The sequence below is a fragment of the Roseibium algae genome, from assembly GCF_037783265.1.
Taxonomy (GTDB): domain Bacteria; phylum Pseudomonadota; class Alphaproteobacteria; order Rhizobiales; family Stappiaceae; genus Roseibium; species Roseibium algae.
Genome location: NZ_JBAKIA010000004.1, coordinates 376,112 through 396,493 on the forward strand (window position 1 = coordinate 376,112; position 20,382 = coordinate 396,493).

Genomic DNA, 20,382 nt, shown 5'->3' on the forward strand with positions numbered 1-20,382 from the left:
CAATAAATGTCTGTTATTTTTCTTTAGTTTCTTGCCTGCGGTCTGCGCGATCTTGATGACAGTAGCTTCTGCAGATCACTCAAAAATGTCCAGTTGACATGATTTTCACTTTTGTCTCACAAGTTGATACTGAATTGTGCGGTGCGTCATGTGCCGGGCATGAAGACGTGAGGCACTATGGAACACTATGATCTGATCGTGATCGGCAGCGGACCGGCTGGACGTCGCGCCGCCATTCAGGCTGCGAAGTTTGGCAAAGACGTTCTGGTTGTGGAGCGGGGCAGGCGTGTTGGCGGTGTATCGGTGCACACCGGCACGATCCCGTCAAAAACCCTGCGCGAAACCGCGCTGAACCTGTCGGGTTGGCGAGAGCGCGGCTTTTACGGGCGCTCCTACCGGGTCAAGCAAGACATCACTGCTGACGATTTACGAGCGCGCTTGCACATTACGCTGACCCATGAGATTGAAGTGCTGGAACATCAGTTCGCCCGCAATCAGGTCACGACGCTGAATGGCGAGGCGAAGTTTTCGGATGAGAAAACTATTGTCGTTGAAGGAGAAGCTGGCGAGACATTAAATTTTACCGCCGATAAGTTTCTGATCGCCGTTGGTACAAAGCCATTTCGCCCAGACTACGTGCCCTTTGATGGCGAATACGTACTCGACAGTGATGATATTCTGGAACTCGTGGATTTGCCCCGGTCGATCGCTGTGATTGGCGCGGGGGTGATCGGGATCGAGTATGCAACGATCTTCAATGCTCTCGACGTTCATGTGACGCTGATTGAGCCCCGTGATTCCATGCTGGACTTTATCGACAAGGAATTGGTCGCCGACTTTACTCATGAATTGCGCGACCGAGGTGTTGTGATGCGGTTCGGGGCCAAGGTGGACAAGATCACCAAGCATGGCCCGGGAAAATGCGAAATCGAGTTGGAAAGCGGACGGAGTATACGCTCTAATGTGGTGCTGTTCGCCGCTGGGCGGATGGGGTGTACAGACAGTTTGAACCTTGAGGCCTGCGGGCTTCCTGCAGACCACCGCGGCCGACTCAAGGTCAATCCGCAGACCTTTCAAACAGATGTGCCGCATATATTTGCCGCTGGTGACGTGATCGGCTTCCCAAGTCTTGCCTCTACATCCATGGAGCAGGGCCGTATTGCTGCCTGTCATGCGCTTGAGGAACGAGCTTATGATCCGCCTGAGTATTTCCCTTATGGCATCTACGCCGTGCCGGAGATTTCAACCGTTGGCATGACGGAGGAAGAGGTCAAGGAGCGTGGCATTCCTTATGAGTGCGGCATTGCACGGTTCCGGGAAACCTCTCGTGGCCACATCATGGGCCTGAATTCCGGCATGCTCAAGATGATCTTCTCGCTGAAAACCCGACGTCTTCTGGGCTGTCATATTGTCGGCGAAGGGGCGACCGAGCTGATCCACATTGGTCAGGCAGTACTCAACCTGAAGGGCGCGCTGGAGTATTTCGTTGAGAATACCTTCAATTATCCAACTCTGGCTGAGGCCTACAAAATCGCAGCTCTTGATGCCTGGAATCGCATGCCAAAAATGGAGAAATAGGCTGGGCATCAACTTGCTTCGAGGGCTTCTTCAAAAGGCTCGGACAATCTCCGTTTACTGTAGGAAAAGAGCGCGAGCGGTCAGGTTACCCGTTTGAAAGCTCTGGTCGAGGGCTTTGATGATTGCAAGTCAAAGCCATTTTTCGCGTTTTGTGATGCATCGTTGTCTATTTGAATTCATTGGTCAGTATCGTGGATGTTTCTCTGTTCTCAAGCTTCCTGGTCGCAACAATGGTGATTGTTGTAACGCCCGGATCCACGGTTGCATTGGCCTCAAGCAAGGCCGTGAAATTCGGTCCGCAGGCGGCGTTTGTAACCGTGTTAGGGGATGCGCTGGGGACTGCGACACAAATTGTTGTCGCAGTGCTTGGGTTGCAGGTTCTCATATCTGTTGCAGAAGATGTGCTGCCTTTCATGCAGATATTAGGCGGGCTGTATATTATGTATTTGGGCTATCAATCGTTTGTTGAACCAGGTCTTGCGACCGATCAAGAGACTGAAATAATCGTGCGGCCGAGGGAGGCAACAGGCCATTTTTGGGCCGGGTTTTTGGTCTGTGTCAGCAATCCCAAATCGATCATTTTTTTCATTGCGCTGTTTCCAGGCTTTATTTCCCAAAAAATAAGCGTCGTTTTTCAGTCGTTTGTCTATGGAGCGGTTTTTGTCCTGCTCGATGCAATGTTCATCATGGGGTACTCAGTGCTCGCGATCAAAGCCTTCAACTCCAGTATTGGAAGTTCGCTCAGCGTTTCCAAAGTCAGCGGTATGGGATTGATGCTCGTTGGCGCATTGCTGTGCTGGAATGGATCTACCTTGGCATTGAAACTGTAATTGCGAGCCTATTCCTGGCCGTTCGTCGCAATCAACTTGCCAAGCAGATGGCTCAGGGTATGGACTTCGCTCCGATCCAGGCCGGATACCAGCTTGACCTGGCACGCGATATACTCTGGCATGAGGTTTTTAATCACGCTCAGTCCGGTTTCGCTCAAGCAGACCATAAGCGCTCGCCGGTCACTTGGATGCGAGCAGCGTGTGATGTATCCGGCTTTTTCCAGTCGGTCGAGCCGGGCTGTCATTCCGCCTGAACTCATCATGGTGGATTTGTACAAGTCGGTCGGCATCAACTTGTAGGGTGGGCCGGAGCGCACAAGCGTTGCCAGAACATCGAACTCGCCTTGTTTCAGCTGTGCCGTTTTGAACACAGGGCCAATGTGGTTGTTGAGGATCATCTGGGCGGCTTCATTGAGCCGGCCGAGCAACACCATTGGATCCAGGTCTTGCCCCGGCATTTCCTTGTCCCACTGAGCGCGCGCCGTTGCTGCACGGTCATTTTCCGTTCCCGGGGTGTTTTCTATCGACATTTCAACCTCATTCGAGCGTTAGGAACATCCTTTGTCATGGCCTTGGTAGGTTTAAGTGTCAATGAATTAAGAATCTTTTTGTAAAGTATCTTGATATAAAGGTAATATATACGATATGGCTGTCATGGCTGCGATGAGCGGCGACAACCGGAAGGATCTGAAGATGCAAGACAAGGCGATAGGAGCTAAAGGCGCTCATGAGAAGAAGGGCGCAGTGCCGATCAACTCGGAACTTGGCGCCCAATCTTCTATCAAGGCACTGTTACTATTGGGAGTTGTCGGCTCATTGCTGGCAGGGCAAATTATATTGGCCAAATTGGCTGTCCCGACAGGCTGGGCGCCTCTTGCGCTATTGCAATGGTCTTTATTCGGCGCAGCGATCATTCAATTTACAATTCTCGCAGTTCAGGGACAGCGTAAAAGCGTCGACATGAAAGAAAGGGTCATTTCTGAATTAAACACGGACTTGGGGCAGGGCAAAAGCCAGAATTTTCGCCAACTAGCGACTTATATGCTGATCACGGGCCTGTTGTTTGCAGCGCCAAATGCGCTCGCCTTTGCCGCAGCGCCGCACGTTGGAGCCGGTTTCATCTCTTTGTGCTTCGCCTTTCCCCTCGTGCTGACTTACGGCCTGTCTGTTCTGCTTGGTTTGGAAACGGTCAATGTGCGCCGTTTGATTGGCGTCGGACTTGGTCTGGTTGGCGGTGTTGCCTTGGCATCTAAAGGCCTGGGGCAGCCGTCAGAAGCGGCAATCTGGGTCCTTGTGGCGCTGGCCGTGCCCGTGATCGTCAGCTTCGGCAACGTTTACCGCTCCTTGAAATGGCCCAAAGGAGCCAGTCCTGCTTTGCTCTCTGCGGGAATGATGGCATTTGCGGCTGTTGCTATGTCGCTGCTCAATTGGGGCTTGGGGGTTGATATCCTGCCCGCGGCCAAGATTTGGCAAGCAATGGTGCTGCTTGGTGCTCAGACTAGCGTGTTTGCGCTGCTTTATGTGCTCTATTTCAAGCTACAGAAGTTGGCCGGCCCGGTTTATTTAAGTCAAATGGGATCAGTTGCCGCCGTCGTCGGTCTCGCACTGGCGTTCCTTGTCTTCCATGAAGTTCCGGGTTTGGAAAAAGTGATCGCCGTGATCGCCATCGCTATGGGAATTTTCTTCGTTAGCCAATTCAAACGCTGCTGATGGAATGTTTAGTCAGGCGTGATGTTACACCTGTCTTGCGGCTGACTTTACGTCTCTTACAAGAACGCACTGGCTGGCCTCAGCAGAGCCAGCAACCCTCTGGCAAGGTCGCATCTGTGACTGTGCCGCCAGACGCAATCCAGGAGGAAATGCCGCTCCGAACGTTATCGATCTGGGTAAAGCCAGCTTTCTGCGACAGGTGTTTGGACAGCACCACACTGCGGCTGCCGCTGTCGCAAATCAGAATGACTTCATCCGTTGGGCCGGAAATCACCTTCTGCAGGTGCGCTCCAAACTCCGGGTTGATCTGGCCTTGGGCCCCAAAGAATGAGATCAGGTGACTGCCAGGCAGCACGCCGGTGGCTTTCCATTCATCAGGCCTGCGGATATCGACTACGGGCACGCCTGCTGCCAGTTTGACCTTCAGTTCATCGTTGTCGATGTCCGAGAATTTCTTGCCCTGGACATCAAGCAGCTCAACCTCGAACTTCAAGGTGGCATTCGGCGGAATGATATCGCCAGCCCCGTTCACGCCGTAGCCAAGTTCTGGCGGGATGATCAGCTCGCGTTTGCCGCCAACCTGCATGCCTTCAACACCCTGTTCCCAGCCCGCGATGACCCGGCGCTCACCAAGAGTGAACGAGAAGGGCTGGTTCCGGTCCAGGCTGGAATCAAACTTCGTCCCATCCATCAACCACCCAGTGTAATGGACCACGACCGTTTCACCGACATTGGCTTCTTCGCCGGTGCCTTTGGTAATATCCCTGATTTTCAGCTCATCGGCCTTCGCGACAGTGATGGCAAGAAGAGCTGAAAAACCAGCTGCTAGGATCGGCTTGAGCATGTGTAACCTCGTATGACTATCAAAGTTGCCATGACCTCGCCCGGACAAAGCGTCAAAGTCAAGGCGAGGATGCAAGGTCAGACTCTTCGGACGAAAGGGCGGGTATCCGGTTAATCCCTGGTTTCACTACGCTTGGTCATTTCCAGCAGTGTTTCCAGATCGGCAACCTCGCAATGGTTTGCTGAGCGGTAGGCTTCAAACCATTTACTTGCATGTTCAGTGTTTTCTGTTTCCGGATACCAAGGTCCACCATCTGTGTAATGGATCGCTTGCGGGGTCTCCACGCCTGTCGTGTAGTCGGCAAGATAGTTCCAATTTGCCGGAATCTCGCCAATCAGGTGATCGCCTTCCAGCCATTTGAACTGGTGAAGCTGCAGGCCGGTGGCGGAATTGACGTATTCCGGCGTCAGGGCGGAGCATTTGGCGTTGTTGAACATGATCACGCTGGACCAGTTCTTCTTTTCGTATTTGGTCTGTTTTTCACCGAGAAATTTGGTGTCTTCGGTCGGGTTGTGATCATGTTTCACGCACATGACTGCATATTTGTCGTCCCGTAGAGCCCAGAGCTTTGCGATGTCATCGAGAAAGACAATGTCATTGTCCATGAAAATGGACCAACCGGAGAATCCGGAAAGGTAGGGCGTCAGGAACCGGGAAAAGGAAAATTCGGTTGACTGATTGGGATCTGTATCACGCCAGAACAGGTCCTTCATGTTTCGCAGGTTGAGCGGCAATACGCTGACCGGAACACTGCTGTGCTCGGTGATGGAATGCGCCAAGGTGGTCGATGCAACATGAATGCGGCGATCATATCCCACAAAAATCCTGACAACACTATCATGCATGGTTTGGCTCTCTATTTTAAGCGATTTTTAAAATCTTGAGTATTCTGTCTAGTTTTAACCACCTTGCGGATCAAGGGCATGGGACAGATAATCATGGGTCGTTGAGAGGTCTTCCGGTTTCCAGACCAGGCCTGATAATTCCGCACTCGAAAGGCGTTCTTCGTGGCAATCCCTAATGGCGCTCAGCATCGGAACGAGATCATCTGCATGTTTTACTGCATAAGCGGCAGCTCTGTCTCTGCCTTCTGGTGGTGTCATTCGTGCCGGGAAATGGCAATATTGTCGACGCCATGTGTTTAGGAATAGTGGAACCTTGTTGTCTAACGCTTCTTGCAAGGTCGCCGAATTGTTGCCCACTAGAAGATCCATGGTCTCGAACAAGGTCTTGAACGGTGTTGCTGTATCGACTTGCACCTGGCCATTAAACTCATCGCCAGACAAGGTTTCCGCAAGCCAGTCTAAAGGCAAACCTGTCTTCTTGGGTTTCAGCTTGATCAGAAGGCGCAGCCCTCCCACTTGCGCAGCAGCTCTGGCGAACTCAAGCAGGCCACGCAGATATTCGCCCGGTGTTTCCGAGACGAAAGGTACATGCCCATGGAGCTCCCGGTAGTTGCCAGCCATGACGACCAGGAAATCACTCCCCTTAGTCTCTGCTTGACGATAGGGCGTGCCAATGTTGATGGCCTGGATTGCCGGGGCATTTTTTAAAACCACAGGGGGCAGCGCCGAAGTCAGGGGGCTCTTGCACAACAAGGTGTCCAGTCCTGGCATGTTGAGACGTCCATGCCGGGCCCATAATGCAGCTCCAAGGTTGGCCAGACGGTTCGCCTGAAACGTATCGCTGCCGTGATTGATCATGATTGAAGGAATACCGCGCTCGGCAAAATCCTGCGCTGCACGGATAACGGATGGTTGGATCAGGTGATCCAAGACCACGACGTTGGGTTGGTGCAGCTGTGCGAGCTGCGCGCCGGCGTCATTGTCATGCTGAATTCGGGGGAGGTACTTAGCAATACCACGCCTGATGGCTTCATCCAGAATAGGGGCGCCGTCGATCATGCAGGGTAACGAACTAGCCTGAACGGGCACAGGTCTTGGCAGTGAACTGGCGCGGAAAAGACGAATTTCTTTGCGCTTTTGCGGGTTGGACGCTGCTGCTGCGAGTGATTTCAACGTCCGGCGAAGAGACGCAATCAGGGTTTTTCCCGGGTGACGAACGGATACGATTGCCGTATCTGGGCGCCCATCGGCGAGCAAATTTGAAACCCGCCATGTAAACGGGGTGGCATGGTCCAATTGGTAAATAGTGGGGCGGCTGCCAATCAACTTGAGAATCAGCCTGTTTGCCAGATGACAGAACCTTGCATGCAACTGGTTGTATTGGGTTCTGGGCAGAAGGGCGCCAAAAGATCCAGAAATCTGCTCAGCGAGCTTTTGGAAGGCGTCGTCGCGGCTCTGGCCAGACAATAAAGCGCCGTCGATAACGATGCTCAGGTCCGTTTTTGAGCATGTCGCTAATGCTTTCTGAAGCAGGAGTAGCGGCGGAATGAAATTGAATAGAAAGATCCGGACAGCCTCGATTTCGCCAGGGTACCAGCCGAGGTTTAACAGGCGCGTTTCAATTGTGTCCAGATAAGCGGTTGCCCGGACCAGTATTCTGGCGTGCGTGAACCCGGTGATAACATCCTCCAGCTCAAGAACGTCATGCCCAGCCTGACGGAGGAGAACACTTGCGTCAGGTGCCAGTGATATGATTGTTTCATTGTACTCCCGTTGGTGCAGGAAGAGTTTAGCTTCTGTGGCCGTGGTAATGATCCCCCCCGCTTCGGAGGGCCGTATGGATGAGCTGGAAGGAGCGAATAAGGGCGTCATTTTCTCGTTTTAATCTTGTTGCAAGATGGCAGTGCCGGTTTACGCATATCGCGTCGACTTCAAGTGGACCGGATTTTGGTTCGGCCCAGGAGCTTTAAGGTTAGTTTTCTGCCGAAGCGAAGTGCCGGATAGCTGAAGCGAGCAAGTGTGCGGTTAGAGAAAAGCATACTGGAGACCCAGTTAAGGAAACCAAAGCGACTAGACAGCATCGAGATCAGGTGGATGCAGTCGGCCCCATAGTAGGTTTGCCCTTGATAGAGGGCTAGCATGCCCTCATCCAGGTCGTAACCGTCAGCGATTGCTGCCTTCACATCTGGCCCACCATCGCGGGCGTTTATCAGAGCGACAGGCCCGACCGACTTTCTCAAACGGGACATTACTACATACCGTGAGCAGAATGGGCAGTCGCCATCGTAAATGATCTTGATACCTGTCATATCGACCTCAGTTGCCGGTTGCTGGCAAGGGAATTGTTATTTCATCTACAAATACAGCCCGTGCGAGTGGCCTTTCGTTCACCACGGAAATACACACCGACTCGGTTTTGTAAAGATAGTGGTCAATCTCTGATGGCAACACTTGGGAGAACTCTTCGAAGAGAAAAGGGTTGGACCATATATGGTGGGGATAGAGATCATAGACATAGGAACCGTAATGCGCTTCTCTCTGTAATGCATAGCGATGCACGAGCTGGATTGGTGACTTGATATGCTGCGGGGCCTGTCTGTGGTGCCAGCCATGGTCCGGCAGCAGTTTGCAATTCTCCAACGCAGCAGTGAGTGTCTGGCCAGATTTGGTCGAACCCCAGGTTCCAGTTGGAAAATGCCCGGGTTGGGGACGTCCCAGATCATGCTGTGCCACCATCAGGGATATGGTGCCGAAATAATTCGACGGCACTTCAAGTTCGCGACCGTCTTCGAGAACAGCTACTACGACATTGCGTGTAAGGGCTGGCGTGTCGTACCAGCCGAGCCAGACAACTTTGAAAATCAGGGGGCTGCAGATAAGAACTGCGGAATTTACGATCAGTAGCGGAGCGCGCAGGGCAGCATAAGGGACCATGCGCATGGCACTGACCAGAAGAAGATTTAATAGTATCCACTTCCAGAAGAAAATGCCGGAGACTAGAAAAATGGTCACGTGGGTGAGATCGTAAAACAGAGTGATCGCGATCATCGACCATCGACGCCAAAGGCAGGCAACGGAAATGATCTGGCCAGCAAAAAGCAGAATGTTCGAAAGTGGGCGCATGAATGTCAGTCCTGCCAGAAGTGCGACCGATAGAGTCTCCCACTGGGCTAATGGGAAAAAGCCACCATACCATGCATCATAGGCTAGAATTTCTGTGGGGTTTGTGGTGACCCAGAGAAATGGACCGCCACCCAACAGCATCTTTGCCACAGCCGAATAAAAGTAATTGGCAAAATGGACGGCGACCAAAGTCAAAAAAGCGGCAAGCGTCCAAGCATCGAGACCATAGCGTTTCGCCCGTTCCGAAATACTCGGCATCAGAGTTTGACGCGTCAGTGCCGTGTAAGTGAGCATTGCTGCGTAGCCGTATATTGCAAGTTCTACCAGGGCGATATAATCCGTATTGGACATGTGCAGGCCGAACAGGCGGTCGGCAGCGTCCTTTGTAGCTAGCACGAATGCTGCGGGCACTATGGCAAATGCTGGCCGGAAAATGGCAAGTACGGCACAAGCGAATTGGCCATAGGCAGCCACCGAGAACCATGTCAGCAGGATGTCTGAAACCGTTGACATGCCGTTTGGATAGGAGAGTGGAGAAACTAGGCCGTAGGCCCCAAGGATCAAGGCTAGTCCGGCAGCGAGTAATCGGAAAGGAGGTGCTACGTCGTCGGCCCGGATGTTACGGATTGCAAGCGCTAGAAGCAGCGAAGAAATTGGCAGTAATTGAAGTGTCCAAAGTCCCCAAGCGTCCAGTCTGCCGAAGAGCCAGATCAGCCCTCGAAAAAAGACAATGCTTGTCCCCACGACAAAGAAACTGGTCAGAAGGGCATTTTCCTGATGACCAGTTTCTTCGTCGTGGGCCGTGCTCGAAGTCATTGTTTTGATCTCATGTTGCGCTCGCTGCAGGTACTTAATGCCATTGGTGTAAGGTAGCAATCGTATGAAGATGTGCGGGTTTATTTGGCTGGCTTTATCTGCCTGACGATAGAAACAGTTGCACCATCAGAAGTGACCATACGAGGTTGGATCGTTTGGAGCGGCCTGAGCGGAAGCGTTGCCATAAAGAGGATGCCGCATGGGCATCCAGGACGCCTACTTGCAGCAGGCTGTCAATACTCAGGAGGTCGTCCGCCATCTCTCGCATTGGGCCATTTAGCCAGTCAACCACTGGGATTCCGAAACCTTTCTTAGGTCGGTTCCAGAGAGTTTCTGGCACGTATCTCCCAAGAACGGTTTTCAAAATACCCTTCGGAGAACCTCCGGCCAACTGGGTCGTTTGAGGGAGGGAAAGGGAAAAGCGAATAATGTCCTTGTCTAGAAGCGGCAACCTCGTTTCGAGGTTGTTTGCCATGGCTGCTCTGTCGACCTTAACCAGGATGTCATCAGGAAAATACCGTAAGAGGTCGTAAGTAGTTATCTGTTCAAGCAGTGACCAATCGGAATGGATCCCCAATTTTTCAATTAGAGGGTCTTTTTGAGGATAAGCCCCGGCAACGAAAGCGTCTGATCTAGAGGCGAATGCACGGCTGGCCTCATAAGCCTGAAGGGACGTCATGTTGGTTCGGCTGGTGATTCTCTGATCTAATGACAATCTTCGTGCGGCCAGATCCAGGCCCGCGATACTGGAAACACCAGCCTTTGCCAAAGGGCCTATCAGGGCGTTGCGCAGGAAGCTGGCGACCGTTGAGCCTTCTCTCCCGGACAAGGTACCAGAAGATTTTGATCCCCAGTCGTCCATGAAGTCGAAATAGCGCGTGTAACCTGCGAACAATTCATCGCCGCCGTCGCCTGACAGGCTAACCGTTACCTTCTGCTTGGCGAACTGGGACAACAGGAAGGTAGGTAGCATGGAGTCGTCGCAGAACGGTTCATCATAGATGTCTCCCATTTTGGGGAGGATATCGAGCGCTTCTCCTGCCGATAGAATTACTTCGTTATGGGTGACGCCCAGATGGTTAGCGATTGAACGGGCGAAGTCGGCCTCGTTCACGTTGGCCTCTTCAAATCCGAGGCTAAAGGTTTCAACGGGGCCCGTGTTCAGCGATTGCATGATCGCTGATACGGTCGAACTGTCGATGCCGCCAGACAGGAAGCAACCAACCGGCACATCGGCCATCATCTGCTGGGAAACCGAGTGGCGCAGCAACTGGTCGAGGCGGTCCGCGGCTTCCTCGGAGTTCCCAGGAAACCGAACTTTCCTAGCGTCTTCGGCTTCCTGGATGAGGTCGTAGAATTTTTCAGACCGTTCTTCGAATGTACCTCCACTGGGAGCTGTCAGTTCTACAATCGTTCCAGGATCAAGTTTTCGAGTATCTCGATAGAGTGACTGGGGAGCGGGAATGTAGCCTACTCGCAAGAGTTGGCTGATAGCCTGAGGGTCTATGGTTCGGTCAAACTCCGGATGAATGACCAGTGATTTAAGCTCGGATGCGAATGCCAGTGCGCCGTCTTTCAATCGCGCAAGATAGAGCGGCTTTTCGCCGATCGGGTCCCTGGCAAGAAGGAGACGTTGATCTCTCCTATCCCAAACGGCAATGGCAAACATGCCTTTCACTGTCTTAAGGGCCGATACTAGGCCCCACGCTTCAATCGCAGCCAGCAGAACTTCAGTGTCGGAGTTTCCTGACCAAGACGGTGCTTGGCCTGCCTGTTGCAAGCGGGAGCGGAGGTCCTTGTGATTATAAACTTCGCCGTTGTAGGCAATGACGTAGCGCCCTGAAGAAGAGCGCATGGGCTGCGCGCCGGCCGGACTCAGGTCGACGATTGCGAGGCGCCGGTGTCCAAGCAATACGCCCGCTGTTAGGTCTTCCCAAATGCCGCTTTCATCAGGACCGCGGTGTGCCAGGATGTCTCCCATCTCAACCGCCGACAATCGGTCATTTGATGTCAGGCCGCCCGAACGCAAAATTCCAAATAAACCACACATCTCGTTTGACTGGCCCTGTTACAACGATCACAAAGCGGCTATGCCGTACCTTGCTGTAACATGACTTCGCCGAAGGGCAAGTTGGTTGCGTTGAAATATCCAGCCTGCCGGAAATCACGCAAGGTGGTTCAGCAGAGTTGGTATGGCCGCTCTGAAAAAATCTGGAGACAAAGTTGCAGAACGACTCTAACAAAGCCGTTGCCGACGAATTCCGGGAAGCCTTCGATCTTCATGAGCTGCCTGAGCTCTCGATTGAAGAGGGAAGCATCACAGCGATTATCCTCGCGTACAATGAATTGCTCCGGTTTCCGCATTTTCTCGATCATCACAGGAATGCAGGCGTGACACGTTTTCTTGTCGTGGACAATGGCTCTACCGATGGGAGTGCGGCATTCTTGGATGCCCAGCCGGATGTCGTCAGATTTCCCTCGTCGCAGCCATACAAGAACTTCAAGTCCCGGTGGCGTCATTTGCTGGCAAACAGATACTTGGAAGACCGGTGGGTCGTGTTTCCGGATGTCGATGAATTGATGGTTTATCCAGGTTGGCCAGAAACGCCGTTGACCGAGTTAACTTCTTTCTGGAGACAGAACGGCGTTCAGGGGGTTTTCTCGACGATGATCGACATGTATCCGGCAAAGCCGCTGGATGTCGTTAAATATACCTCAGACACACCCTTCTTATCCCTGTGTTCATACTTCGATGGGACTGGCTACCGGCTTTTGCCCTTGAGCAAACATACTTCAACACACTTTCCGACCCCGCCGTTCCAGCTTTATGGTGGAGCGAGGGAGCGCTTGTTCCCGGTTGAAGGCAACAGAAAGGCAGGTCGCTTCGACAGGTGGCTTGAGCAATTCGTCTTCTCGCCCAATGCAAGAATACGATCAAAGCTACTGCGCAAATTTGCCCGTAAGTATCTAAAGAGCACTTGGCCTCAGGATTCAGCCTCAATGGGTAAGGTTCCGCTGCTTTTGTGGTCGTCGGACTTCCAGTTCTCCGGCGGTGTTCACCGTCTGAGCCAAGAGTTGAAAATCGCGGAGGACTGGGTTTCTCTTTTGCACTTCAAGTATCTGGATGACTTTGCAGAACGCTCGAAAGAGGCTGCGGAACGGGCTCAGCATGCAAACAATTCCGGACATTACCGACATTATATCAAACACATGGATGAGGTGCTTTCCCAAGGGGCGCTTTATCCGAATTCTGTTCGGTTCTCGGCTGTTACGGATCTGGAGAAGGTTGGTCTTGTTCGGACCAGTTCCGAACTCGCTCAGAGGCTTTCAGAGGATTGAAAGTACAGTCGTCCACACCTCGGCTAAAGGGGGCATCGCCGCTCGAGGAATAGGTGTGTTGGCTCTTAACGCTCGAAGTATGCCACCTTGCTGCGACACAGGTCTTTCTTGTAAAGTAAACCTTGGTTCTCCAGATGTGTATGCAGGGCTTGGATCTTGTCTGCGCCGACAATGTTTGGATGCATTTCGACCACTATCTTTTTAACGCTCGATAAGTCTGCTTTTGGAAGCAGGTCGATCTCAGCGCCTTCGACATCCATGACGATCGTAGTTGGCTGCAATTCTTTGACCACGTCGCCGATGTCGTCGCATTTCACTTCTGTTTCTCCGCCGAAGGCTTGATCGATCAGGCTGGAAGACACAATGTTTTCGCTGAAGTAGAAATTAACCGTTCCCTTCTTGGTCGTCAGAGCCCTTACGCGGAGATCGACCTTCAACCCATTGAGGTCGAAGTTGCGGCGAATGACATCGATAGTATTGGGGTTCGGCTCATAACAGGTAACGTTTCGCGCGCCACAAATACAGGCGCAGGTCGTGGCCACCATTCCAACGCCAGATCCGATCTCGAGTACCTTGTCCTCCGGTTCCAGGCAGGTCAATATCAGTTCCAACTCCGGCAGCTCGTGTTGTTCTTTGTAGAGTATTTTGCGCATGTCTTCGGGCAAGGTCTTGGGAACAGCTAGGCGTATGCCATGCTCCATAGTTATTACGTCTGGCTGGAAACGCTTTCGGTATGAAAACAGCAGCTTCTGGAAGAGGGGGGGTCTTTTTCCAATGGTGCGTTTGATATTCATTACCAATTTCCAAGCTGCAAAATTAATGCTCCAGAAGCTGGCATCTTGCCTAAACAACGATACCTAACTCGTCGGTTGCGACTGCGTAACCCAACCGTGTCTATTATAGAAGAGCCATTTTCAGTTCCCCCACCCATTCCAAAGCCAGGCAGCGCCGCGGACGCCGGAGCTGTCGCCGTGTTTGGCTTTGCGGATGGGAACTTCATAGATATCCGACATGATGTAGGGGGCCATCAGGGCGGGCAGGTCGGTGTAAAGCTCCTCGATGTTGGACATGCCGCCGCCGAGCACAAAGCAGTCCGGGTCCATCAGGTTGGCAGACATGGCCAGCGATCTGGCAAGGCGGCTGGCATAGGCTTCATAGGCCGCCGTCGCGACCGGATCGCCGGAGCGCTTCATCGCCATGATCTCGTGGCCTTTTAAGGGGCTGCCTGAGCGCTCGGTGTAATCGGCCTGAAATCCTGTGCCCGAACACCACAAGTCGATGGCGCCAGGATGGCCGAGCCAATGGCTTGGGCCGGGAAATTCTTCCGGCTTCAGCCAGGGCACAGGGATCGCGCCCCATTCGCCAGAAATTCCATTGGCGCCTTTGTGGGCTTTGCCATTGATTGCGATGCCTGAGCCGCAACCGGTGCCGATGATGATGGCGTGGACGAAATGGCAACCGGCCCCCGCGCCATCAGAAGCCTCGGAAACAGCCAGGCAATTGGCATCATTTTGAATTCTGACGGCTCGCCCAAGCCTTGCTTCCAGGTCCCGGTCCAGAGGCTTGCCGTTCATCCAGGTTGAATTGGCGTTTTTTACCAGGCCGGTTGCAGGCGAGATCGAGCCGGGAATGCCAAACCCGACAGTGCCGGTTTGGCCGGTGTGTGCTTCCGCGTTGATAACCAGCGTGGCTACGGCCTCAATACAGCCATCGTAATCGTCGCGCGGGGTCGCGAGTCGTTCGCGGTAAAGTTCTGCACCGTCGTCATCCAGCGCGATGATTTCAATTTTCGTTCCGCCCCAGTCAATTCCAAGCCGCATGGATTTATCTCTTTTCACATAATCAAATTGCAGGGCCGATGGCAGATGCCGTGCGCCTTGTGGAGCCTGAGTTTATGTAACCGGCGGATCAACCGACGATCAAGATCCAAATGCGGCTCGCTGTCATAGCGGGTGCATCGCCGCAATTTTAGCGCTATGACGATGATCAGGGTTCGAATGGACGATCAATGACATCAGGGCAAAAAGACGAGACGACCGACAAGTTGAGCCGCAAGGCAAAAGGCACTGCAGGTCCGCGTCCGTATCTGACCTGGGGCGATGAGCAGCCCACACGGCGCAAGCAGCAGGTCAACTTCCCTGCGAAACGTGGAAAGGGTGGCTTACCAAATGCCTCCGACTGGCGTCGGGCCCTGCTGTTTGGCCTGCCGATGGTCGTATTGGGCTTTGCCGGCCTTGTGGTGGCCCGGCATTATGCCGAGGTGCAGGAACCAAAGCAGCCACAGGGGACGGGATTGCCAGACCCGCTGGCCGGCTATTCTGCCGAGCTGCGCAAGGACCTTACATCTCAGGCACTCGAAGTTCCCGGCCGTTTGAAGCTGACGTTTCAGGGCCAGCCGCAAGAGCTGTGCGACGAGCTGGCCGAGGTTGGCCTACCCAATGCGGGCTGGCGCAGGGCAGCGTTCAACGGCGGGCGCTGGCAATGCGCCTCCGATGTGGTGCCCCTAACAACGCCGAGTGTTGATTACGGACCCGCGACGCTGTTTTTCCTGCTGCGCGGTCCGTCGGAAAACCAGATTGATTATCTGCGTCTGAAGCTGAATGTGGAAGACCCGCGCCAGATGGAACACGGTGAAGAGACTGTCCGCTCGGTGATTGCAGCGCTGTCAGATCGCTACAGCTGGGCCGTGCCTGAGCGCTTTTTGCAGGCGATTACGCAATTTAAGGCATTGGAAATGACAGACCGGGGCGTGCGCCTGTCCGTGGCACCGGAAGACCCAGAGCTGACCGGGGATCCGTTTGCCGTGCGGCGGCTGAACATCATTCTGAATTTCGGTGAACCTGACCTCATCCGCCCTGCGGATGGCTTTCAGCGCTGAGTGCGCTGATGCGCAGGGCATTAATGTTGAGTTGAATATTCGCTTTTCTCTACATATGGATAATTGAAATAAAGATTATAATTACAGAAATATCAACTATAATAATGTAAGTCAAAAAGTAATTTTAATATTATTAAGAGATGTCTAAAATGAAATTTTTATTAATTGTTTTGTGCTACATAATTACTCCATTCTACAAATACATGATGTCATCTATCTTTTTCATGATTGTACTAATGAGTAACGAAAAATTCTCACTCGATATTTGTTTCATTATATTCTTTATAATTCTTGATGTTCTCATCGAAAAAAATTTACAAAGATTCAAATTAATTGATAGTGAAATTGATCTTAATTTAAACGCTTGGAAATTCATCTTATTAATTTAATTTATTATAATTTGTGCATTTATTCTTGCGAAAAAGGGGTGTATGGAGAATGAAACTGATAGATGGTTGATTTTTATTATCCTCAGCTCCCGCATTGCAGCTATGATTACTTGCAAGTATGTGGATTTTTATAAAAAAGCGATTTCTACGATATGTTCAGATATTGCCTCCTCCCGATCAGTCGACTGTACGACCGCGCTTTAAATTTTGGCGACTTTTTCAGAATTTTTATTGTAAATATAATTTTGTCTATTTTCTGGTTTTTAAGCGTAGTTTTAGCTGTTGGTAATTCAATTACACACAATGAACAAATATTAACGAGCTTGATTATTTTATTCTCTACAACATATTTATTTTTTTTATTTGCATACTGGCCATTTTATTCAAGAGATCAAGTAGATTCATATCCGACAAAGAAGTCCATAACGCCAGAAAGGTAAAAATGCCTACAAATACAACTGCCCAGAACGTTAGCTGTGGCATATCTGGCTATCAGAGCATGGCGGTAGCGGCTATAGCGGTTGCAGTCAAAGGTGAGGCGTGTTGTCCGATTTAGTTATCGGCGGGCCAAATTGATGGTGACTCACCTACGTTTACCGACGCCCCGATCACCACGGGCATCGGTTAGCGCTTGCCTTGGCTTACAGGGTAAATAGAGCGCTATTTAGGCGAGTATTCCAAAGCTGACCCGCAACCATTCTACAGAGATTTAACGTTCGGTTCTTTTAGGAAGTCTCAAGAATGAGTTTGCAATCTGATGACTTGATGCATGCAGGGATTACTATTGAAGTTGAACGTCTTATCTAACCAAACATCGCCCGGTCCCTTGCGACCGTCTTGCGCAGGAAGTCCAGGGCCAGGGCGACATGGCGTAAAGGGCGAGTGCTTTCGTGCTGGACAGTCCAGTAAGCCCTCGTGAGGCGGATGTCGGGCAGAACTTGCACAAAAGTCTCGTCCGTTCGCGCAATGAAAGCGTGCAGGATGCCGATGCCTGCCCCCGCTCTGACAGCCTCGGTCTGGCCAAGGGCAGAGGCGACTTCAAACCGGGCTGGCCAGTCTCTGGTGATTTCCGCTGCGTAGTTGAGGGCAGGGGAATAGACCAGATCCTCGACATAACCGACCAGATCATGAGCGCCGAGGTCTGCGACGGTGTCCGGTGTTCCTTTCCGTGTGACATAGTCCCGCGACGCATAAAGCCCGAGGGAATAGTCGACCAGTTTGGCGGCGATCAGTCTGCCATGGTCCGGTCGCTCGATGGTGATGGCAATGTCGGCTTCGCGCCTGGACAGGGAAAACGACCGGGACACGGGCACCAGCTGCACTGTCAGGCCCGGATGCGTGCGGGTCAGCTCTGCCAGACGCGGCGCGAGATAGGCAACGCCGAAGCCGTCGGGCGCGCCGATCCGCACCGTGCCGCTGACCTCAACAGAATCGCCGCCAAGGTCTGCGCGCGCGGACATCATTTCTGCTTCCATTCGTTCGGCGCTTTCCAGAAACCGCGACCCGGCTTCGGTCAGAAAGCAGCCGCTGGTCGAGCGATCGAACAGGCGGGTCCCCAGAGCGGTTTCAAGAGAGGTCAACCGCCGCGCCACGGTCGCGTGGTTGAGCCCAAGGCGGCGAGCGGCGGCCAGGATCTGGCCGGACCGGGACACGGCTAGAAAAATGCGAATATCGTCCCAGTTCATGACAAAGTGGTTTTCATAAAAGGGCTTAGCTTTCTTGCTTTAATTTATGCACAACGGATGCGGAAATCATACGCTTGTTTACGACAAAAATAAAAGACTAGAGTGCATTTAACATCAGGCCGTCATTGGGGCGGTCTGATCCCAGAACGATCCATGCCAAACAATCAGGCTATAATCTTAGGGAGATACGCCATGCAGTCTATTGGACATTTTATCGGCGGCAAGCACGTCGAAGGCACATCCGGCCGTTTTGCCGATGTTTTCAATCCGGCAACCGGCGAAGTTCAGGCCAAGGTGGCTTTGGCAACTGATGCTGAAATGGATGCAGCTGTTGCAAATGCCGTTGCAGCGCAGCCAGCATGGGCCGCAACCAACCCGCAACGCCGCGCTCGCGTGATGATGAAGTTCGTTGATCTTCTCAACCGCGACATGGACAAGCTGGCGGAAGCCCTGTCCCGTGAACATGGCAAGACACTTCCAGATGCCAAGGGTGACGTGATCCGTGGTCTCGAAGTTGCTGAATTCTGCATCGGTGCACCGCATCTGCTGAAGGGCGATTACACCGAGGGCGCGGGCCCTGGCATCGACATGTACTCCATGCGTCAGCCGCTCGGCGTTGTTGCCGGCATCACACCGTTCAACTTCCCGGCGATGATCCCGATGTGGAAATTCTGCCCGGCGATTGCCTGCGGCAATGCCTTTATCCTGAAGCCCTCCGAGCGCGATCCGTCCGTGCCAATCATGCTGGCCGAACTGATGATCGAAGCCGGTCTTCCAGCTGGCGTATTGAATGTCGTCAATGGTGACAAGGGCGCAGTTGACGCGATCCTTGATCACGAAGTCATTCAGGCTGTTGGTTTTGTTGGGTCCACGCCAATCGCTCAATACGTCTATTCCCGTGCCACAGCCAACGGCAAGCGCGCACAGTGCTTCGGCGGCGCGAAGAACCACATGATCATCATGCCGGATGCGGATATGGATCAGGCAGCTGACGCGCTGATCGGCGCTGGCTACGGCGCTGCTGGCGAACGCTGCATGGCGGTTTCCGTCGCTGTTCCAGTTGGCGATGCCACGGCAGATGCTTTGATTGCCAAGCTGACACCAAAGATCGAGGCGCTGAAAGTTGGCCCATACACGGCTGGCAATGACGTTGACTTCGGCCCATTGGTGACCAAGGAAGCACTGGCTCGCGTCAAGGGTCTTGTCGATCAGGGCGTCAAGGAAGGGGCCGAGCTGGTTGTTGATGGCCGTGGCTTCTCCCTGCAGGGCTATGAGAACGGGTTCTTCATGGGCGGTTGCCTGTTTGACCGCGTGACCAAGGACATGGACATCTACAAGACCGAAATCTTCGGCCCGGTCCTGTCCGTTGTGCGTGCGCAGTCCTATGAGGAAGCGATCGGTCTTGCGATGGATCACGAGTATGGCAATGGCACAGCGATCTATACCCGTGACGGTGACACGGCTCGCGACTTCGCATCCCGTATCAACATCGGCATGGTTGGCATCAACGTGCCGATTCCTGTGCCGCTCGCCTACCACACATTTGGTGGCTGGAAAAAGTCCGGCTTTGGCGATCTGAACCAGCACGGTCCTGATGGCTTCAAGTTCTACACACGCACCAAGACCGTGACAGCTCGCTGGCCGTCCGGCATCAAGGAAGGCGCGGAATTCTCCATTCCGACCATGTAATCTTCAGAAATGCGTAAGCGATGAGAAATTGGGGCGGCCATCAGGTCGCCCCTTTTTGTTCTGCCTGTCTATGCGGCGATCTTCTGATCCATGTTGAAGTGAGACATGGTGACAATGCCGTCCACTTCCTTCATCAGTGCCGCGAATCGCGGGTCTTTCATCACCATGTCTGATGCCGCCTTGGCAGCTTCAAGATCGCGCCATTCGACGATGTCGGCGAACAGGCTGGCATCTTCTGTGCCTTCATAGGCAGCCCAGGACAAGAAGCCGTCATAGAGTTTGACAGCCTGTTGAGCCAGCCGACGGGCTTCGCGCGCCTTGCCAGCGTCCTTGATTTTGAAGACGACGAGTTCGAGGCATCTGGTGGTCATGGGAATTCTCCGATCAAAAGGGATGCAGGGCTCTTTCAACCCTGTGCCTCTCTGCTACCAGAGGTCTCCTGACAACCTTCTGTCAGGAGATGTATGGGATCCACACTTCTCGTGCGTCCTGTTCGTTGCTTGAAATCAATTTTTGCGTGCGTCGTCATCGTTCGGAAAAATTGTGACGATCGAATGCGATCGGAATCATTGAACCCTAAAATTTGAGGGGATGGCTTTTGTGAAAAAAGAAGCCGGTATAGAACCGGCTTTGAAGTTTAAGTGCGGGCGCCTCTG

The 20,382-nt window shown here is 52.8% G+C and carries 17 protein-coding genes; 6 read left to right on the forward strand and 11 right to left on the reverse strand.

What is annotated here, in order from left to right; all coding sequences use genetic code 11:
* Positions 1-177 precede the first annotated feature (177 nt).
* Positions 178-1,578 (forward strand): Si-specific NAD(P)(+) transhydrogenase, encoded by a 1,401-nt coding sequence (sthA, locus tag V6575_RS08095; RefSeq protein WP_340273755.1) that lies wholly within the window; start codon positions 178-180, stop codon positions 1,576-1,578.
* A gap of 191 nt (positions 1,579-1,769) precedes the next feature.
* On the forward strand, positions 1,770-2,408 hold the full coding sequence (locus V6575_RS08100) for a LysE family translocator (protein ID WP_340273756.1): 639 nt from the start codon (positions 1,770-1,772) through the stop codon (positions 2,406-2,408).
* 8 nt (positions 2,409-2,416) lie between these two features.
* Here the strand turns inward: V6575_RS08100 and V6575_RS08105 are convergent, their stop codons facing one another.
* Positions 2,417-2,938, reverse strand: coding sequence for a MarR family winged helix-turn-helix transcriptional regulator (locus tag V6575_RS08105; protein WP_340273757.1), 522 nt, complete (start codon positions 2,936-2,938; stop codon positions 2,417-2,419).
* Positions 2,939-3,053: 115 nt separating this feature from the next.
* Between V6575_RS08105 and V6575_RS08110 the strand changes: the two genes are divergently transcribed.
* On the forward strand, positions 3,054-4,118 hold the full coding sequence (locus V6575_RS08110) for a DMT family transporter (protein ID WP_340273758.1): 1,065 nt from the start codon (positions 3,054-3,056) through the stop codon (positions 4,116-4,118).
* 79 nt (positions 4,119-4,197) lie between these two features.
* On the opposite strand, the gene V6575_RS08115 is transcribed toward V6575_RS08110, so the two are convergent.
* The 6 genes from V6575_RS08115 to asnB form a co-directional block, all read right to left on the reverse strand.
* Positions 4,198-4,962, reverse strand: a complete 765-nt coding sequence (locus V6575_RS08115) for an FKBP-type peptidyl-prolyl cis-trans isomerase (RefSeq protein WP_340273759.1) — start codon at positions 4,960-4,962, stop codon at positions 4,198-4,200.
* 110 nt (positions 4,963-5,072) lie between these two features.
* A complete protein-coding gene (locus V6575_RS08120; protein ID WP_340273761.1) occupies positions 5,073-5,807 on the reverse strand; it encodes a glycosyltransferase in 735 nt (244 codons plus the stop codon).
* 54 nt (positions 5,808-5,861) lie between these two features.
* Positions 5,862-7,679 carry a hypothetical protein gene (locus tag V6575_RS08125; RefSeq protein ID WP_340273762.1) on the reverse strand — a complete coding sequence of 606 codons (1,818 nt, stop codon included), beginning with the start codon at positions 7,677-7,679 and terminating at the stop codon, positions 5,862-5,864.
* Positions 7,680-7,738: 59 nt separating this feature from the next.
* Positions 7,739-8,116 carry a DCC1-like thiol-disulfide oxidoreductase family protein gene (locus V6575_RS08130; protein ID WP_340273763.1) on the reverse strand — a complete coding sequence of 126 codons (378 nt, stop codon included), beginning with the start codon at positions 8,114-8,116 and terminating at the stop codon, positions 7,739-7,741.
* 7 nt (positions 8,117-8,123) lie between these two features.
* Positions 8,124-9,746 (reverse strand): hypothetical protein, encoded by a 1,623-nt coding sequence (locus V6575_RS08135; RefSeq protein ID WP_340273764.1) that lies wholly within the window; start codon positions 9,744-9,746, stop codon positions 8,124-8,126.
* A 94-nt stretch (positions 9,747-9,840) separates the two neighbouring features.
* The gene (gene asnB / locus V6575_RS08140; RefSeq protein ID WP_340273765.1) at positions 9,841-11,796 is read right to left on the reverse strand and encodes an asparagine synthase (glutamine-hydrolyzing); all 1,956 of its coding nucleotides are present in this window, start codon (positions 11,794-11,796) and stop codon (positions 9,841-9,843) included.
* A gap of 173 nt (positions 11,797-11,969) precedes the next feature.
* Here asnB and V6575_RS08145 point away from each other — a divergent pair, with 173 nt between their 5' ends.
* Positions 11,970-13,085, forward strand: a complete 1,116-nt coding sequence (locus V6575_RS08145; protein WP_340273766.1) for a glycosyltransferase family 2 protein — start codon at positions 11,970-11,972, stop codon at positions 13,083-13,085.
* 65 nt (positions 13,086-13,150) lie between these two features.
* Here the strand turns inward: V6575_RS08145 and V6575_RS08150 are convergent, their stop codons facing one another.
* Positions 13,151-13,879: an FkbM family methyltransferase gene (locus tag V6575_RS08150; RefSeq protein WP_340273767.1), complete on the reverse strand. Its 729-nt coding sequence runs from the start codon at positions 13,877-13,879 to the stop codon at positions 13,151-13,153.
* 120 nt (positions 13,880-13,999) lie between these two features.
* Positions 14,000-14,905, reverse strand: coding sequence for an ROK family protein (locus V6575_RS08155; protein ID WP_340273768.1), 906 nt, complete (start codon positions 14,903-14,905; stop codon positions 14,000-14,002).
* A 188-nt stretch (positions 14,906-15,093) separates the two neighbouring features.
* Here V6575_RS08155 and V6575_RS08160 point away from each other — a divergent pair, with 188 nt between their 5' ends.
* Complete coding sequence (locus V6575_RS08160; protein ID WP_340273769.1) at positions 15,094-15,963, forward strand: DUF6030 family protein; 870 nt, start codon at positions 15,094-15,096, stop codon at positions 15,961-15,963.
* Between the two features lie 1,192 nt (positions 15,964-17,155).
* On the opposite strand, the gene V6575_RS08165 is transcribed toward V6575_RS08160, so the two are convergent.
* Complete coding sequence (locus V6575_RS08165; RefSeq protein WP_340273770.1) at positions 17,156-18,037, reverse strand: LysR family transcriptional regulator; 882 nt, start codon at positions 18,035-18,037, stop codon at positions 17,156-17,158.
* Between the two features lie 192 nt (positions 18,038-18,229).
* On the opposite strand from V6575_RS08165, the gene V6575_RS08170 reads away from it, so the two are divergent.
* The gene (locus tag V6575_RS08170; RefSeq protein WP_340273771.1) at positions 18,230-19,726 is read left to right on the forward strand and encodes a CoA-acylating methylmalonate-semialdehyde dehydrogenase; all 1,497 of its coding nucleotides are present in this window, start codon (positions 18,230-18,232) and stop codon (positions 19,724-19,726) included.
* 68 nt (positions 19,727-19,794) lie between these two features.
* Here V6575_RS08170 and V6575_RS08175 read toward each other — a convergent pair whose 3' ends face one another.
* Positions 19,795-20,097, reverse strand: coding sequence for a hypothetical protein (locus V6575_RS08175; protein ID WP_340273772.1), 303 nt, complete (start codon positions 20,095-20,097; stop codon positions 19,795-19,797).
* Between the last annotated feature and the right edge of the window lie 285 nt (positions 20,098-20,382).